Origin of the sequence: Streptomyces sp. NPDC006529, assembly GCF_040611795.1 — a bacterium.
GTDB lineage: Bacteria > Actinomycetota > Actinomycetes > Streptomycetales > Streptomycetaceae > Streptomyces.
Map to the genome: position 1 here is coordinate 321,542 of NZ_JBEXPB010000002.1, position 12,893 is coordinate 334,434.

The window sequence follows — 12,893 nt, forward strand, 5'->3', positions numbered from 1 at the left end:
ATGGCCGCACTGTCGTTCACGGGGCCGCCGCCGCGGTCCGGCGCGGCGGGCGCGCGCGGGCGTTACGGGGCCGCCCGCGGGCCCGGGGGCGGCCCGCCCCCGCCCGTCCCGCTCCCCCTCCAGGTGAACGCGCTCCAGGCCCTGTGCCGCCAGGTCTTCGCCTTCCGGCTGGTGATGATCGCCCTCGGCGCCCCGCTCGCGCTCGCCCGCACCGCGCCCGGGCTGCCGCTGTGGCTGGTCTCGGGGGCGCTGCTGAGCGTGTTCATGTTCTCGTACGGCCTGTTCCGCGACTGGGAGCGCTTCGGTCCGCTGCTGCTGCGCCACCCCTGGCTGCTCGCGGTGGACATGACCGTCAGCGCGCTGCTGCTGATCACCGCCGGGCCCGAATCCCCGGTCGGCTTCGTCGCGGTGTGCACCCCGCTGCTCGCCGGGCTGGTGCACGGGTGGCGCGGCTCGGCCCTGTACGCGGCCTTCCAGGCGGTGGCCGTGGCCGCACTGGCCCACCACCTGCCCGCCGCCTCGGCCCTGGCCACCCTGTGCCTGCTGGCGGGCGCGGCCGGATCCGGCCTGCGCGGCCTGCTGCTGCGCGTCGGCGAGGCGGGGCGCGCCCTGACCGAGACCCGGGCCCGGCTGGCGGTGGCGGAGGCGGTCCGCGACGAACGCGCCCGGCTGGCACGGGAGATGCACGACTCGGTGGCCAAGACCCTGCACGGCTTGGCCCTGGCGGCGGACGCCCTGGGCCGGACCACCGACCCGGAGGCGGTCCGCGGCCAGGCCGCCCTGATCGCCCACGCCGCCCGGCGCGCGGCGGCGGAATCCCGCGAGCTGCTGTGCGACCTGCGCGCGGCGGACACCGCGCCCGGAGTGCCGTTGGGCAGGGAACTGGCCGCCTGCGCGGCGGAGTTCGAGGCGGTGTCCGTGGCCGTGGCGCCGGACCTGCTGCCGGACTGCCCCGCGCGGGTACGCCGTCACCTGCTGGCCATCACCGCGGAGGCCCTGGAGAACAGCCGCCGCCACGCGGGGGCGACCCGGACCACGCTGACCGCGTCCGTCACCGGGGGCCTGCTCACGCTCGCGGTCCGGGACGACGGCCGCGGCCCCGCCGCGGACACGACCCCGGCGGCACTGCGCTCGGCCGGCCACTTCGGCCTGCTGGGCATGCGGGAACGCGCGGCGGCGATCGGCGCGGACCTCGTCATCGCCCGCGCCGCCCCGGCGGGCACGGAGGTCCGGGTGACGCTGGCGGTGCCGGGGGCTTGGGCGGGGGCGGGGGCCCGGCCGGTGGCGGGCGCGGGCGCGGCGTCGGCTGCGGCCGAGGTGTCGGGGGAGGGCCCGGGATGACACCCCCCGCGACCCCCCTGCGGGTCCTGATCGCGGACGACAACGCGGTCGTCCGGGCGGGCCTGGCCGCGCTGCTGGCCACGCACGAGGACCTCCACGTGGTGGCGGAAGCGGCCGACGGCCGCGGCGCCCTGCACCTCACCCGCCTCCACCGCCCGGACGTGGTCCTGCTGGACGTCCGGATGCCGGGCGTGGACGGCATCTCCGCCCTTCCCCACCTGGTCCGGCTGGCGCCGGTGCTGATGCTGACGTACAGCCGGGAGTCCGACGTCATCCGCGAATCGCTCCTGCTGGGAGCGGCGGGCTACCTGGTCCACGGCGAATTCACCCCGGACCAGCTGACCTCGGCGATCCGCGACGCCCACGGCGGGCGGGCGAACTTCACTTCGACCCCGTCGAGCATCCTGCTCGCGGACCTCCGGGGGTCTTCGCAACAGCAACGAACTGTGGCACAGTCTTCGATACAGCCCCACAACCACAGCACGCACGGCCTGAGTTCGAGGGAGGTGGAGGTCATGGACCTGATCGCATCCGGGATGAGCAACCAGCAGATCGCCGCCACCTGCTTCATCAGCGAGAAGACCGTCAAGAACCACATCAACCGCATCTTCGCGAAGCTCCACAGCACCACCCGCAGCGAAGCCATAGCTCGCTGGCTGGGAACCGCCCGTCCAGGAGTGACCGGCCATGGGTAGACGCCGAGCGCATTGGGCCCGTAATTGGGCCCCGGGACCCTTGGGCTCCCCCACCCCCACGCCGTACGGTCCGCAAATCGACAGCGGCACCGGACCGGGAGGGAACGCCCATGCCGAACAGCATGCTGCTCAAAGTGTGGATCGAGGCGAGGCTTCGGATGACGGACAGGAACGAGGGGGACCGGGGACAGACGGCCTTCGAGTACCTGGGCATCATCCTGGTAGTCGTAGTGATCATCGGCGCGATCGTCGGGTCGGGCATCGGGACGGCGATCACGGACCGCATCGCGGCTGCGGTCGCGGCCATCACGGCGGGTGGCGGCTGACGGTCGTGCATGCTTCCGGCGACCGAGGGCAGGCCTTCCCGATCTACATCGTGACGGTGGCGGGTCTGCTCTTCGCCGCGTTCGCCTTCTTCGCCATCAGTCAGGCCGCCGTGGTCCGCAGCGGTGCCCAGAAGGCCGCGGACGCGGCGGCGCTGGCTGCCGCGGGGGATGCCCGGGATCATCTGGTGCCAGGCCTGGACTTAACGAAGCTCAAGCCGGAGGAGTGGGGAAGGCTGCTCGACGGCCGCCTCTTCGACGCGGCGGGGGCCTGTGCGGCTGCCGCCGATTTCGCGGCGAGCAACGGCGCGACGGCCAGCTGTGAATCGGCACTTCCGAGCTTCACGGTCGAGGCGACGACGAACGCCGGGGTGGGGAGTTCCGTGGTCCCGGGCATTTCCGGGACAAGAGGAACTGCCAAGGCGACGGCGCGCATCGAGCCTCGGTGCACTCTGGGCTCCGAGCCGGTCCCAGGTGGTGAACCTCCCTCGGACGGGAGCCCGCCGCCGAAGTCGGATCCCGTCGACATCCGGTGCAGGGGAGGGAACGTCATCCACCTGGACCCATCAAAACCGGACCCGTGGCGCACGTTGGCGAGGAGCCTCTTCGACGTGCGCCTGGTCCACTGACTGCCAACGAGAGACAGGAAAGCGGCGTAGATGAGCATGCGGCACACGGTGAAGGTCCGCAGGGGAGCGACTGTCGCGGTTGCGGCGGTCTTGGCCCTCACGCTGGCCGGATGCGGCGGCGAGGACGACAAGAAGCCGCAGGGCGACGCGAAGCCCTCCACCGCTTCCTCTCAAAGCGGACCCTCGAAGAAGCCCACCGCAAGCGCAACTCCGAGTGCCGAGCCGACCGAGGTGCTCGCCACGTCGAACGGGGATCCCGGCATCGTCCTGACGGTCAATTCGGCCGTGCGCGACCAGGGCGGATTCATCACGGTGAGCGGCCAGATCAAGAACAACGGTGCTCAGGTGTTCACCAAGGTCACGGCTTGGCGTGGGGACGAGAAGAACGCCAGCGGCACCTCCGTCGCCGGTGCCACGTTGGTCGACAAGGCCGGCAAGAAGCGCTACTACGTGCTCAGGGACACCGAGAGTCGTTGCCTGTGCACGACCGGCATCACGCGGATCGAACAGGGCGCGACGATCCCGTTCTTCGCCCAGTTCCCCGCACCCCCCGCCAACACCACGGAGGTCGACTTCAACCTCCCCACCTTCGCCACGGCCACCATCAAAATCTCCGGGTGACCCCATGACCACACACGCACGCACACGCACAGGCCACCGCGCGGCCGCCGCCACCACCCTGACGGTGGTGATCATCGCCGGGGCGCACCTCCTCGGCGCGACGAGCGCCCACGCCGACGACAGGCCGAGCCCCCCGCCCGGGACCACCGCACCCCCCGGCACCGCGCCCAGCGGCACCACCCCGCCCGGCACCGCCCCATCCGGCACCACCCCGCCCGGCGCGAGCCCCACCGGCACCGTGCCCCCCGGCACAGAGGCGTCCAGTGCCGCGCCCGTGCCCATCGACTCCAACTCGCCCGGGCTCAAGATTCCGCAGGGCGGCACCCTCGCGCCCGCCAAGGTGCTCGACATCGCCGAGGTGGTGGAAGACCTCGGCGGGGAGCAGCGGCGTCAGGAGACCAACCAGAACGTCATGATGGCGCTCCAGTCGGAGGTGCTCTTCCCCGAGAACAGCGCCGTCTTCAACGCCCAGGCCGCGGCCCGCATCCTGGCCATCGCGAACGAGATCAACCAGCAGAAGGCCACCCGCGTCCGCGTCTTCGGCTTCACCGACGACCAGGGCAGCTACGAGCACGGCCAGGAGCTCTCCAAGCAGCGCGCCGACGCCGTGCACGCCGAGCTGGCCAAGACGGTCACCAACCCGGCCGTCGTCTTCGACATCCGCGGGTACAGCGAGGACTACCCGATCGCCGACAACGGCACCGAAGAAGGCCGGAAGAAGAACCGCCGCGTGGAGATCACCTTCCCCCGCGGCAGCGACAAGTAGCGGCCCGGGACCGGACCCGGACCCCGCCCCGGCTCCCGGCCCCGCCCGCCCCTACTGGTGCTGGTGCGCCCGCGTGATCAGGTCCGTGGCGACCTCCAGGGCGGCCAGCCGTGTCTCCTCCGGATCGGCCTCCACGTGCTGGAGGAACATCATCCCCGCGTGCAGGGTGAAGATCGCGCTGACGCAGCGCACCTGGTCCGGGAGCGGGGCGTCCTCCGTGCGCAGCAGTTCGACCATCGTCAGCATCCGCTTCTTGACGATCTCGCCGATGCTCAGCTCGCGCATCGTCGCCTGGTTCTCCTGCATGAAGCGGTACAGCTGCGCGCCCGAGCACATCGCCTCGCTGTAGCGGCGCAGCATCTCCTGCTTCGTCGCCAGGGTGCGGGGCTGCTCCCCGGCCCAGGCGATCAGCTCGTCGATCGGGCGCGTCGTGTCCTCGAAGATGCTGATCAGGATCTCCTCCTTGGTCTTGAAGTGGTAGTACAGCGCCGCCTTCGTGACCTCGAGCCGCTCCGCGATCTCCCGCAGCGACGTCTTCTCGTACCCCTGCTCGGCGAAGAGCTCCAGTGCGACGTCCTGGATGAGCTGGCGCGTGTTGCCACGGCGCGGCTGCGGACTGCTGCTGGACATGGGGCACGCTCCAATTACTTACTTGACGCCCGGCTAGTTACGGGTCTACTTTCCCCAGTGTAGTGAACTAGTCGGGCGGCAAGTAAGTGCCCGGGCACCATGGGGAGTGGGACGGACATGAGCAAGACATCGCAGGCAGAGCCCGGAGCGGAGGCGGCGGTGACCCCGGACGGGCCCAAGCCGCGCAGTGTGCGCGTCGTACTGCTCGCGCTCATGATCGCCATGCTGTTGGCGATGCTGGACAACATGATCATCGGTACGGCCATGCCGACCATCGTCGGCGAGCTGGGCGGGCTGGAGCACCTCTCCTGGGTGGTCACTGCCTACACCCTCGCCACCGCCGCCTCGACCCCCATCTGGGGCAAGATCGGCGACATGTACGGACGCAAGGGCTCGTTCCTCACGTCCATCGTGATCTTCCTGATCGGCTCCGTGCTCAGCGGCATGGCCCAGAACATGGGCGAGCTGATCGGCTTCCGCGCGATCCAGGGCCTCGGCGCCGGCGGTCTGATGGTCGGCGTCATGGCCATCATCGGTGACCTCATCCCGCCCCGCGAGCGCGGCAAGTACCAGGGCATGATGGCCGGCGTGATGGCCCTGGCCATGATCGGCGGTCCGCTGATCGGCGGCACCATCACCGACCACTGGGGCTGGCGCTGGTCCTTCTACATCAACCTGCCGCTGGGCGTGATCGCCCTCGCGATGGTCACCGCCGTCCTGCACCTGCCCAAGAAGAAGACGCAGGGCAAGATCGACTACCTGGGCGCGGCGCTGCTCACCCTCGCGATCACCTCCACCGTGCTGGTCACCACCTGGGGCGGCACCGAGTACGGCTGGGGCTCCGCCGAGATCATCGGCCTGATCGCCGTCGGCGTCGTCTCCATCGCCGCCTTCCTCTACGTCGAGACCCGCGCCGCCGAGCCGGTCATGCCGCTGCACATCTTCCGCAACCGCAACTTCACCCTCATGTCGGTGATCGGCTTCCTGACCGGCTTCGCGATGTTCGGCGGCGTGCTCTACCTGCCGCTCTTCCAGCAGTCCGTGCAGGGCGCCTCGGCCACCAACTCGGGCCTGCTGCTGCTGCCCATGCTGCTGTCCATGATGGTCGTCTCGCTCATCGCGGGCCGCATCACCACCAGCAGCGGCAAGTACAAGATGTTCCCGATCGCGGGCGGTGCCCTGATGGTCGTCGGGCTGTTCCTGCTCTCGCAGATGGACACCGGCACCAGCCGCCTGGTCTCCGGCGTCTACATGGCGGTCCTCGGCGCCGGCCTCGGCTTCCTGATGCAGATCACCATGCTCGTGGCGCAGAACAGCGTCGAGATGAAGGACATGGGCGTCGCGTCCTCCTCGGCGACCCTCTTCCGGACGCTCGGCGGCTCCTTCGGCGTGGCCCTGATGGGCTCGCTCTTCACCAGCCAGGTCACGCAGACCATGACCGACCGGCTCGGCCCCGCCGCCGCCGCGAAGTCCGGTTCCGCGCAGCTCGACGCGGCGCACCTGGCGCAGCTCCAGCCGGTGGTCCGCGAGGCGTACCAGCACGCGGTGGCCGCCGGTACGCACTCCGCGTTCCTGCTCGGCGCGGCCATCGCGCTGATCGGCTTCGTCGCGGCCTGGTTCGTCAAGGAGGTGCCGCTGCGCGGCGCCGGCCCCGCGACGGGCGGCTCCAAGGACGGCGACGCGGACCAGGGCGCCGCGGCCGCGGCCGCGCAGGCCTCCCTGGCCCACTGACACCCGCAGCATGGCGAAAGGCCCGGCTCCGCGGAGGGAAACCTCCGCGGAGCCGGGCCTTTCGCCATGCCCCCGGCCCGCCCCCGGCCCGCCCCCGGCCCCGTCCCTGACACGCCGTCGGGTGGCGAACGGGTGAGGGTCGGCCCCCGCCCGGCGCCCCCGGTGTTCCCTGGTCGCGCGGGTAGGCGCACACCGGTGGACCGTGCGCACGCGGACCGTCCGTACGCCCACCCGTAGCCGTGTCACAGCCGTGCCGCGGCGGTGCCCGTACCCGTGTCCGTACGCCGACCAGGAGGCCCCCCGTGACCATCGCCCCCGAGCAGCTGACCGACCCCACCGTCCGCGCCTTCGTCACCGCCGTGAACGCGGGTGACAAGGAGGCGGTCCTCGCGCTCCTCACCCCCGACGCGACCATGTCCGACGACGACGCGGAGCGCGACCTGCGGCAGTGGACCGACAAGGAGATCTTCGACTCGAACGGCCACATGGACGTCGAGTCCGAGTCCGCCAACGGACACAACATCGTCGTCGACTACCGCAACTCCACCTGGGGCGAGATGCGGACCTCCTGGCGGTTCGAGATCACGCCCGAGGGCCGGATCCGCCGCTTCGAGACCCGTCAGGCCTGAGCCGCGGCCCGGGCCGCCTCCAGCACCGCCGCCGTCAGCGGCCCGTTCTCCGCGCCCAGGCCGCCCGGGAAGCCGAAACGGCGGCGCGTGTACCCGTACGCCACCCCGGTCACCGGATCGGCGAAGCCCAGCCCGCCCGAGGCCCCGCAGTGGCCGAAGGCCTGCGGCCCCACCTGCGGCTGCCGCTCGAAGCCCAGACCGAAGTGGTCCTTCTCCGGGGTCACCCGGTCCTCGCCCGGGGTGTGCAGCCGCGCGAACTCCGCCGCGGTCTCCGGCGTCAGCAGCGCGGGCCGCCCGGCCTGCTCGCCGATCGCCGCCGCGTACATCCCCGCGACGCCGCGCGCCGAGCCGACGCCGCCCGCCGACGCGGGTCCCCGCGACTTCACCGCGGGGTGGTTCGCGTAGGCCACCAGGTCCATCGGCGGCCTGACGTGCCAGTTGAACGCGGTCTCCATCAGCTCCGGCGGCAGCGGGCTGCCCGCCAGCGCCGCGATCCCCTCGGCCGTCGGCACCTGCCGCAGCACCGGCTTCCAGCGCGGCTCCAGCTCCGCCGGGAAACCGATGTAGAGGTCCAGTCCGTAGGGCGCGCGGATCCGCTCCTCGTAGATCTGCGCCAGCGTCCTGCCGGTCGCCCGGCGCACGACCTCACCGGTCAGCGCGCCGATCACGAAGGCGTGGTAGCCGTACGCCGTTCCCGGCTCCCAGTACGGCTCCTGCGCCGCGAGCCGGGCCGCGATCAGCGCGTCGTCGGCGACCTCGTCCAGGGTGAAGCCCTCCGGCGTGTTGATCAGACCGGCCTGGTGCGAGACCAGCTGGCGCAGCGTGAGGCGCTCCTTGCCGTATCCGGTGAACTCCGGCCAGTACCCCGACACCGGCCGCTCCAGGTCCAGTACGCCGTCCTGCACGAGCAGGGCCACCACCAGGTGCGCCGCGCCCTTGGTGATCGAGTAGACGCCGGTCAGGGTGTCCGCCCCGGTGTCCTCGCCCGCCCACAGGTCCACCACGCGGCGGCCCCGGTGGTGCACCGCCAGCTGCGCCTCGGGGGAGACGGCGGTACCCGTCGTGAAGGCCGCGAACGCCTCCCGCACCCGCTCCCAGCCCGCCGCCACCGTTCCGTGCACCTCTACCGCCATGCCGTCCCCCTGTGTGGTCCGCGGGCCGTGGCCCGTGGTGCGTCGGTCCGCCGGTTCGCCCGCCGGTCCTTCAGCAGCGCAACGGGGTCCGGTGGGGTCATATTCCTGGCGCGCCGCGATGCGTCACCTCGGCGCGCTCCCGTACGGGTGAACGCGTGCCCGGCGTCGTTCCGGCCCGGCGCGAGGGCCCGTTGGGCAGCGCATGAAGCGCACCCGTATCGCCGCTCTCGCCCTGGCCACCGCCGCCGCGGCCCTCGCGCCCGTCCTCGTGGAGGCCTCGGCGGCCGAGGGCACGTCCTTCCTCCAGGACCCGGCCGGCGGCGAAAAGACGATGAAGACCCGGTGGACCAAGGACGAGATGCACAAGCTGGAGGCGCAGTTCCGCTTCCACCCCGGGATCCAGTACAAGACGACGGCCGCCCCCGGGCCCGCCGGCGCCCCGGAGTGGGAGACGAAGAAGGCCGACCCCAAGACGCTGGCCTGGCAGCCGAAGTTCGAGTTCGCCTGGGCGGTGTCGGACTCCACGCTGGTGAAGAAGGCGGTCACCACCAAGAACGGCAAGCACCCCATCACCCTGTACGCGGTGGTGCGCCGGGCCGACGGCACCACGGCGGCGCAGGTGACGAGCGACTCCAAGAGCCGCCCGGCCACCGGCCGCGCCACGGTCGAGGGGAACCAGCGCATCGCCTGTGACACGGGCGAGTACACGGTCGAGTGGAAGGCCACCCGCTCGGGTTACGGCACCCTCGGCGGCAGCCTGCGCTGGGACTCCAGCTGCGAGCAGTACCGCACGGCCTTCGCCGGCAACAACGGGCGGCACTAGCCGGTCGTCGTCGCCCTCAGCGCTGCTTCGAGGACTCGCGGGCTTTTTGCGCGATGGCCTCCAGGACGCCCTTCGGGTCGCCGGACGGATCCACGGCGTGGCCGATGTTGCGTTTGATGGTGTCGCTGACCGTCACCCAGGTGGGGTCGTTGACCGGGTAGAGCTGGGCACCGCGCAGGGCGGTCAGGAACTGCTCGTCGCCCTTGTCGAGGCCGCCGCCGGCCGGGGTGCGGGAGGCGGAGATGGTGGACGGCAGCAGGTGGTAGCGGTTCGCGAAGTCGCTCAGGTTCTTGTCCTGGTAGACGAAGTCCAGGAACCGGCCGATCTGCTCGCGGTGGCCGTTCTGCTTGAAGGCCATCATCCAGTCGGCGACACCGACCGCCGGCGGCGTCTCGCCGTTGCCCAGGGTGTCGTTGACGGGCATCGTCACCGTGCCGACGCTCATGCCCTTGGCCCTCGCCTCGTGCAGCAGCGACGGGTAGCCGTTGAGCATGCCGACCTCGCCGCGCACGAACGCGTCGAAGGCGTCCTGCCGGTTGAGCTGGGCGGGCGGCACCGGACCGAGCAGGCCCGGGGTGACCAGGTTGTCCTTGATCCAGCGGAAGGTCTGGACGTTCTGGTCGGAGGCGAGGCTGTAGTTGCCGCTGCTGTCGGCGTAGCCGCCGCCGTTGCTCAGCTCCCAGATCATCGCCTCCGCGTGGGCCTCCTCGGGGCCCAGCGGCAGCGCGTACGGGAACTTGACGCCCTTGTCCTTGAGCGCCTTGGCCGCGCTCTTGAGGTCCGACCAGGTCCGCGGGGCGCCGACCCCGGCCTTGGTGAACAGGCTCTGGTTGTAGAAGAGCAGGCGGCTGCTCGCCACGAAGGGCAGCCCGTAGAGGGTGTTGCCGACCGAACCCGCCTCGGCCAGCGGAGCCAGGAAGTTCGCCTCCGCGTTCACCGACAGCAGTTCCTCGGCCGAGTAGAGCTTGCCGTCGGCCGCGAAGTCGGAGTAGGCGCCCATGAGGGCCATGTCGGGCGCCTTGCCCGCCTTCACCATTTTGCTGACCTCGCGGTCGATGTCGGCCCACGGCAGCAGGGTGACCTCGACCTTGACGCCGGGGTGCTGGGCGGCGAAATCGCCGCACATCTTGTCCCAGAAGGCCTTGGAGCCGGTACCCGGGCCGTCCCCGTATTCGGCGGCGACCAGCCGCAGCGTCGTACCGTCCGCACCTGCACCGGAACCGCATCCGGCCAGCGGCACGAGCAGACCGAGCACGGCCGCACCGGCGGCTGTTGCGCACATTCTTCGTCGCACGAGACAATTCCCCGAGTTTCTTTTGTAGCCCGACGTTACTTATGGGTTGCTCCGGTCGGGGTGTTCCCGCGCGGCCCGTTGGCCGGAATTCTCTCCTGGGGAAGGGGGATTGATTCCGTTGGGGCGGCACTTGTGGGCAATGCTCCAAGCAATGTTTTTCGGACTGGTGTTTTCCCATATGCGATCGGCAATTCCGACGCGCGTAGACGTGCGAAAAGCCCGTTTCCGGTGGGGAAACGGGCTCGGGCCCGGAGCGGAACGCGGCGGCGCGAAACGGCCGAACGGCCGGCCGTCAGTCGGCGAAGTCGCCCGCGTACGGGTCCGGCTCGCCCGTCTCGGGGTTGCGGCCCTCCTGCCAGCGCCGCTGCGCCTTGCGCCAGTGCACGAAGCCGAGCTGCTCTCCGTCCCAGAAGGTGATCCCGACGGGGCTCATGTCGAACTCGTCCGAGCACATCCGCAGCAGGAACTCCGCCATGCCGTACGGGTACACCGCGAAGACGTCGGCGGTGTGCCGCCCGCAGACCAGCACCGGCCAGCGGTCCGGATCGGGGTCGGTGGTCAGCCAGCACAGGATGTCGGCGCCGCCCACCACGCCCCACGCCAGGATCGCTTCCGGGTCGACGTCGAAGGCGGCCCGGCCGCCCTCCGCCGCCCACAGCGCGCGGGCGTTCGCGGTCTCCTCGGCCATCTCGGCCGGGTCCCACTGCGGTCCGGACGCGGGCAGGGGCAGCAGGATGGCCGCCTCGCCGTTGATGGTGCCCGCGCCGAACCGGCCCATGAACGCGACGTAGTCGGCGGGGAAGCGCGTGCCCCAGACCGCCTCGGCGGCCTGCCAGTCGATGTCCTCGTCAGCGCCGTGTGTCGCGGACATGATCTGTTCCAACGCCTTGACCTGCGCGTTCTCTGCCACAGCCGCTCCCCGACAATCCCGCACCCCGCCTGATGCCCAACCGTCCCAACCTACCGTGCGCCGGGGGCCGGTCCCAGTGCCGCGGTCACCCCGTCCCCGCCCCCGCTCACCGTCACCGTCACGCCCGGCCGCAGCCCCCAGCCCGCCATCGCCCCCGCCGCCGCCTCCAGCACGTGCCGCGAGCGCGCCCGCGGCAGCCCGAGCCGGCCCGGGACCATCGTGCGCACCGCCAGCACCCGCAGCCGCCGGTCCAGGTAGGCCACGTCGATGGTGAACCGCATCCCGAAGGTGTGCACGCTCCCGGCCGGGGTCAGCAGCAGCGCCTCGACCGCCGAAACCCCGGACGCGGGGACCCCCGCAACCCCGCCCGAGGCGCCCCCCGCCCCGATCCCGTCGCGCCCGAGCAGCCCCCGGGTCCGCGCGCGGTACGAGGCCGCGATCTCCAGGGCCACCTCGCCGCCCCCCGGGAGGCCCAGCGTGCCCGGTCCGTCCTGCCAGCGCCGTGCCATCCGCGTCCCTCGCTCCCGGCCGGCGGGGGTGCCGGCCCGGGGACCAGTCTCCGCCGGGGGCGGGCGGCCCGGCCATGGGTCCCCGGGCCCATGACCCCCGCTGCGCGGGGGCCTACGGTCGGCGGGATGGGCGTGGTCGTGATCATCCTTGCCGCCGGGTACGGCGCGGCCGCCGGGCTGCTCCTGCCGCGGGCCGCCTACCGGCTCGGGGTCGAGCCGGGGGAGCCGTGGCGGGCGGGCTGCCCCCGGGGGCACCCGCTGGGCCGCGGGCCGCGCGGCTGGCTGGGCCCCGCGCGGTGCTCCGGCCGCCCCTACGGGCCGCGCGCCACCCGTACGGCCGTACTCACCGCCCTGGTCTGCGCGGCGCTGGCAGCGGCCGCCGGGGTCCGGCCCGAGACCGCGGTCTTCGTCGCGCTGGCGCCCGTACCGGTGCTGCTCGCCCTGGTGGACCTGGCCGTGCACCGGCTGCCCGACGTGCTGACCCTGCCGCTGGCCGCCGCGGTGGCCGCCCTGCTCGGGCTGGCGGCCCTGGCCCCCGGGGCCGCCGGGTCCTGGCGGCTCGCGCTGCTGGGCGGGGGCGCGCTCGGGGCGGCGTACCTGGTCCTCTTCGCGGTCAACCCGGCCGGGCTCGGCTTCGGGGACGTCAAGCTCGCGCTCCCCCTCGGGGTCGCTCTTGGGTGGTACGGGTGGGGGGTATGGATGGCGGGTGCGTTCCTGGGCTTCCTCTACGGCGCCCTGTACGGCCTCGCCCTGCTCCTGCGGGGCCGCGCCCGAGGCCGCGACCCCTTTCCCTTCGGCCCCTTCATGGCGGCCGGCGCGCTCACCGGAATGCTCCTTGGCGGCCCCGGAGCGTAGTCGT

15 protein-coding genes are annotated in these 12,893 nt (G+C 72.2%); 10 read left to right on the top strand and 5 right to left on the bottom strand.

All coding sequences use genetic code 11. The features are described 5' to 3' along the window. From ABZY31_RS03440 to ABZY31_RS03465, 6 genes are all read left to right on the top strand, one after another. Complete coding sequence (locus tag ABZY31_RS03440) at window positions 1-1,341, top strand: histidine kinase (protein WP_356404321.1); 1,341 nt, start codon at window positions 1-3, stop codon at window positions 1,339-1,341. Next, complete coding sequence (locus ABZY31_RS03445; protein WP_356404323.1) at window positions 1,338-2,036, top strand: response regulator transcription factor; 699 nt, start codon at window positions 1,338-1,340, stop codon at window positions 2,034-2,036. The genes ABZY31_RS03440 and ABZY31_RS03445 overlap by 4 nt, the downstream gene beginning before the upstream one ends. Before the next feature lie 122 nt (window positions 2,037-2,158). Continuing rightward, complete coding sequence (locus ABZY31_RS03450; protein WP_356404430.1) at window positions 2,159-2,362, top strand: hypothetical protein; 204 nt, start codon at window positions 2,159-2,161, stop codon at window positions 2,360-2,362. 5 nt (window positions 2,363-2,367) lie between these two features. Next, complete coding sequence (locus ABZY31_RS03455) at window positions 2,368-2,988, top strand: pilus assembly protein TadG-related protein (protein ID WP_356404324.1); 621 nt, start codon at window positions 2,368-2,370, stop codon at window positions 2,986-2,988. 30 nt (window positions 2,989-3,018) lie between these two features. Then, on the top strand, window positions 3,019-3,609 hold the full coding sequence (locus tag ABZY31_RS03460) for a hypothetical protein (protein ID WP_356404326.1): 591 nt from the start codon (window positions 3,019-3,021) through the stop codon (window positions 3,607-3,609). A 4-nt stretch (window positions 3,610-3,613) separates the two neighbouring features. Then, on the top strand, window positions 3,614-4,375 hold the full coding sequence (locus ABZY31_RS03465; RefSeq protein WP_356404328.1) for an OmpA family protein: 762 nt from the start codon (window positions 3,614-3,616) through the stop codon (window positions 4,373-4,375). A gap of 51 nt (window positions 4,376-4,426) precedes the next feature. Here ABZY31_RS03465 and ABZY31_RS03470 read toward each other — a convergent pair whose 3' ends face one another. After that, a complete protein-coding gene (locus ABZY31_RS03470) occupies window positions 4,427-5,005 on the bottom strand; it encodes a helix-turn-helix domain-containing protein (RefSeq protein ID WP_356404330.1) in 579 nt (192 codons plus the stop codon). A 117-nt stretch (window positions 5,006-5,122) separates the two neighbouring features. Here ABZY31_RS03470 and ABZY31_RS03475 point away from each other — a divergent pair, with 117 nt between their 5' ends. Together ABZY31_RS03475 and ABZY31_RS03480 are read left to right on the top strand one after the other, a co-directional pair. Then, a complete protein-coding gene (locus ABZY31_RS03475) occupies window positions 5,123-6,736 on the top strand; it encodes an MDR family MFS transporter (protein WP_356404332.1) in 1,614 nt (537 codons plus the stop codon). Window positions 6,737-7,038: 302 nt separating this feature from the next. Then, window positions 7,039-7,365, top strand: a complete 327-nt coding sequence (locus ABZY31_RS03480; RefSeq protein ID WP_356404334.1) for a nuclear transport factor 2 family protein — start codon at window positions 7,039-7,041, stop codon at window positions 7,363-7,365. Here ABZY31_RS03480 and ABZY31_RS03485 read toward each other — a convergent pair. Next, window positions 7,356-8,498, bottom strand: coding sequence for a serine hydrolase domain-containing protein (locus tag ABZY31_RS03485; RefSeq protein WP_356404336.1), 1,143 nt, complete (start codon window positions 8,496-8,498; stop codon window positions 7,356-7,358). The genes ABZY31_RS03480 and ABZY31_RS03485 overlap by 10 nt on opposite strands. Before the next feature lie 202 nt (window positions 8,499-8,700). Here ABZY31_RS03485 and ABZY31_RS03490 point away from each other — a divergent pair, with 202 nt between their 5' ends. Beyond that, window positions 8,701-9,321, top strand: coding sequence for a hypothetical protein (locus tag ABZY31_RS03490; protein WP_356404338.1), 621 nt, complete (start codon window positions 8,701-8,703; stop codon window positions 9,319-9,321). A gap of 16 nt (window positions 9,322-9,337) precedes the next feature. Here ABZY31_RS03490 and ABZY31_RS03495 read toward each other — a convergent pair whose 3' ends face one another. The 3 genes from ABZY31_RS03495 to ABZY31_RS03505 form a co-directional block, all read right to left on the bottom strand. Beyond that, window positions 9,338-10,603: an extracellular solute-binding protein gene (locus ABZY31_RS03495; protein ID WP_356404340.1), complete on the bottom strand. Its 1,266-nt coding sequence runs from the start codon at window positions 10,601-10,603 to the stop codon at window positions 9,338-9,340. Window positions 10,604-10,907: 304 nt separating this feature from the next. After that, window positions 10,908-11,525 carry an SMI1/KNR4 family protein gene (locus ABZY31_RS03500; RefSeq protein WP_356404342.1) on the bottom strand — a complete coding sequence of 206 codons (618 nt, stop codon included), beginning with the start codon at window positions 11,523-11,525 and terminating at the stop codon, window positions 10,908-10,910. Window positions 11,526-11,575: 50 nt separating this feature from the next. Beyond that, the gene (locus tag ABZY31_RS03505) at window positions 11,576-12,034 is read right to left on the bottom strand and encodes a DUF192 domain-containing protein (RefSeq protein ID WP_356404344.1); all 459 of its coding nucleotides are present in this window, start codon (window positions 12,032-12,034) and stop codon (window positions 11,576-11,578) included. A gap of 126 nt (window positions 12,035-12,160) precedes the next feature. Between ABZY31_RS03505 and ABZY31_RS03510 the strand changes: the two genes are divergently transcribed. After that, entirely contained in the window at window positions 12,161-12,889 is a 729-nt protein-coding gene (locus ABZY31_RS03510) for an A24 family peptidase (protein WP_356404346.1), read from the top strand. The last annotated feature ends 4 nt before the right edge of the window (window positions 12,890-12,893 follow it).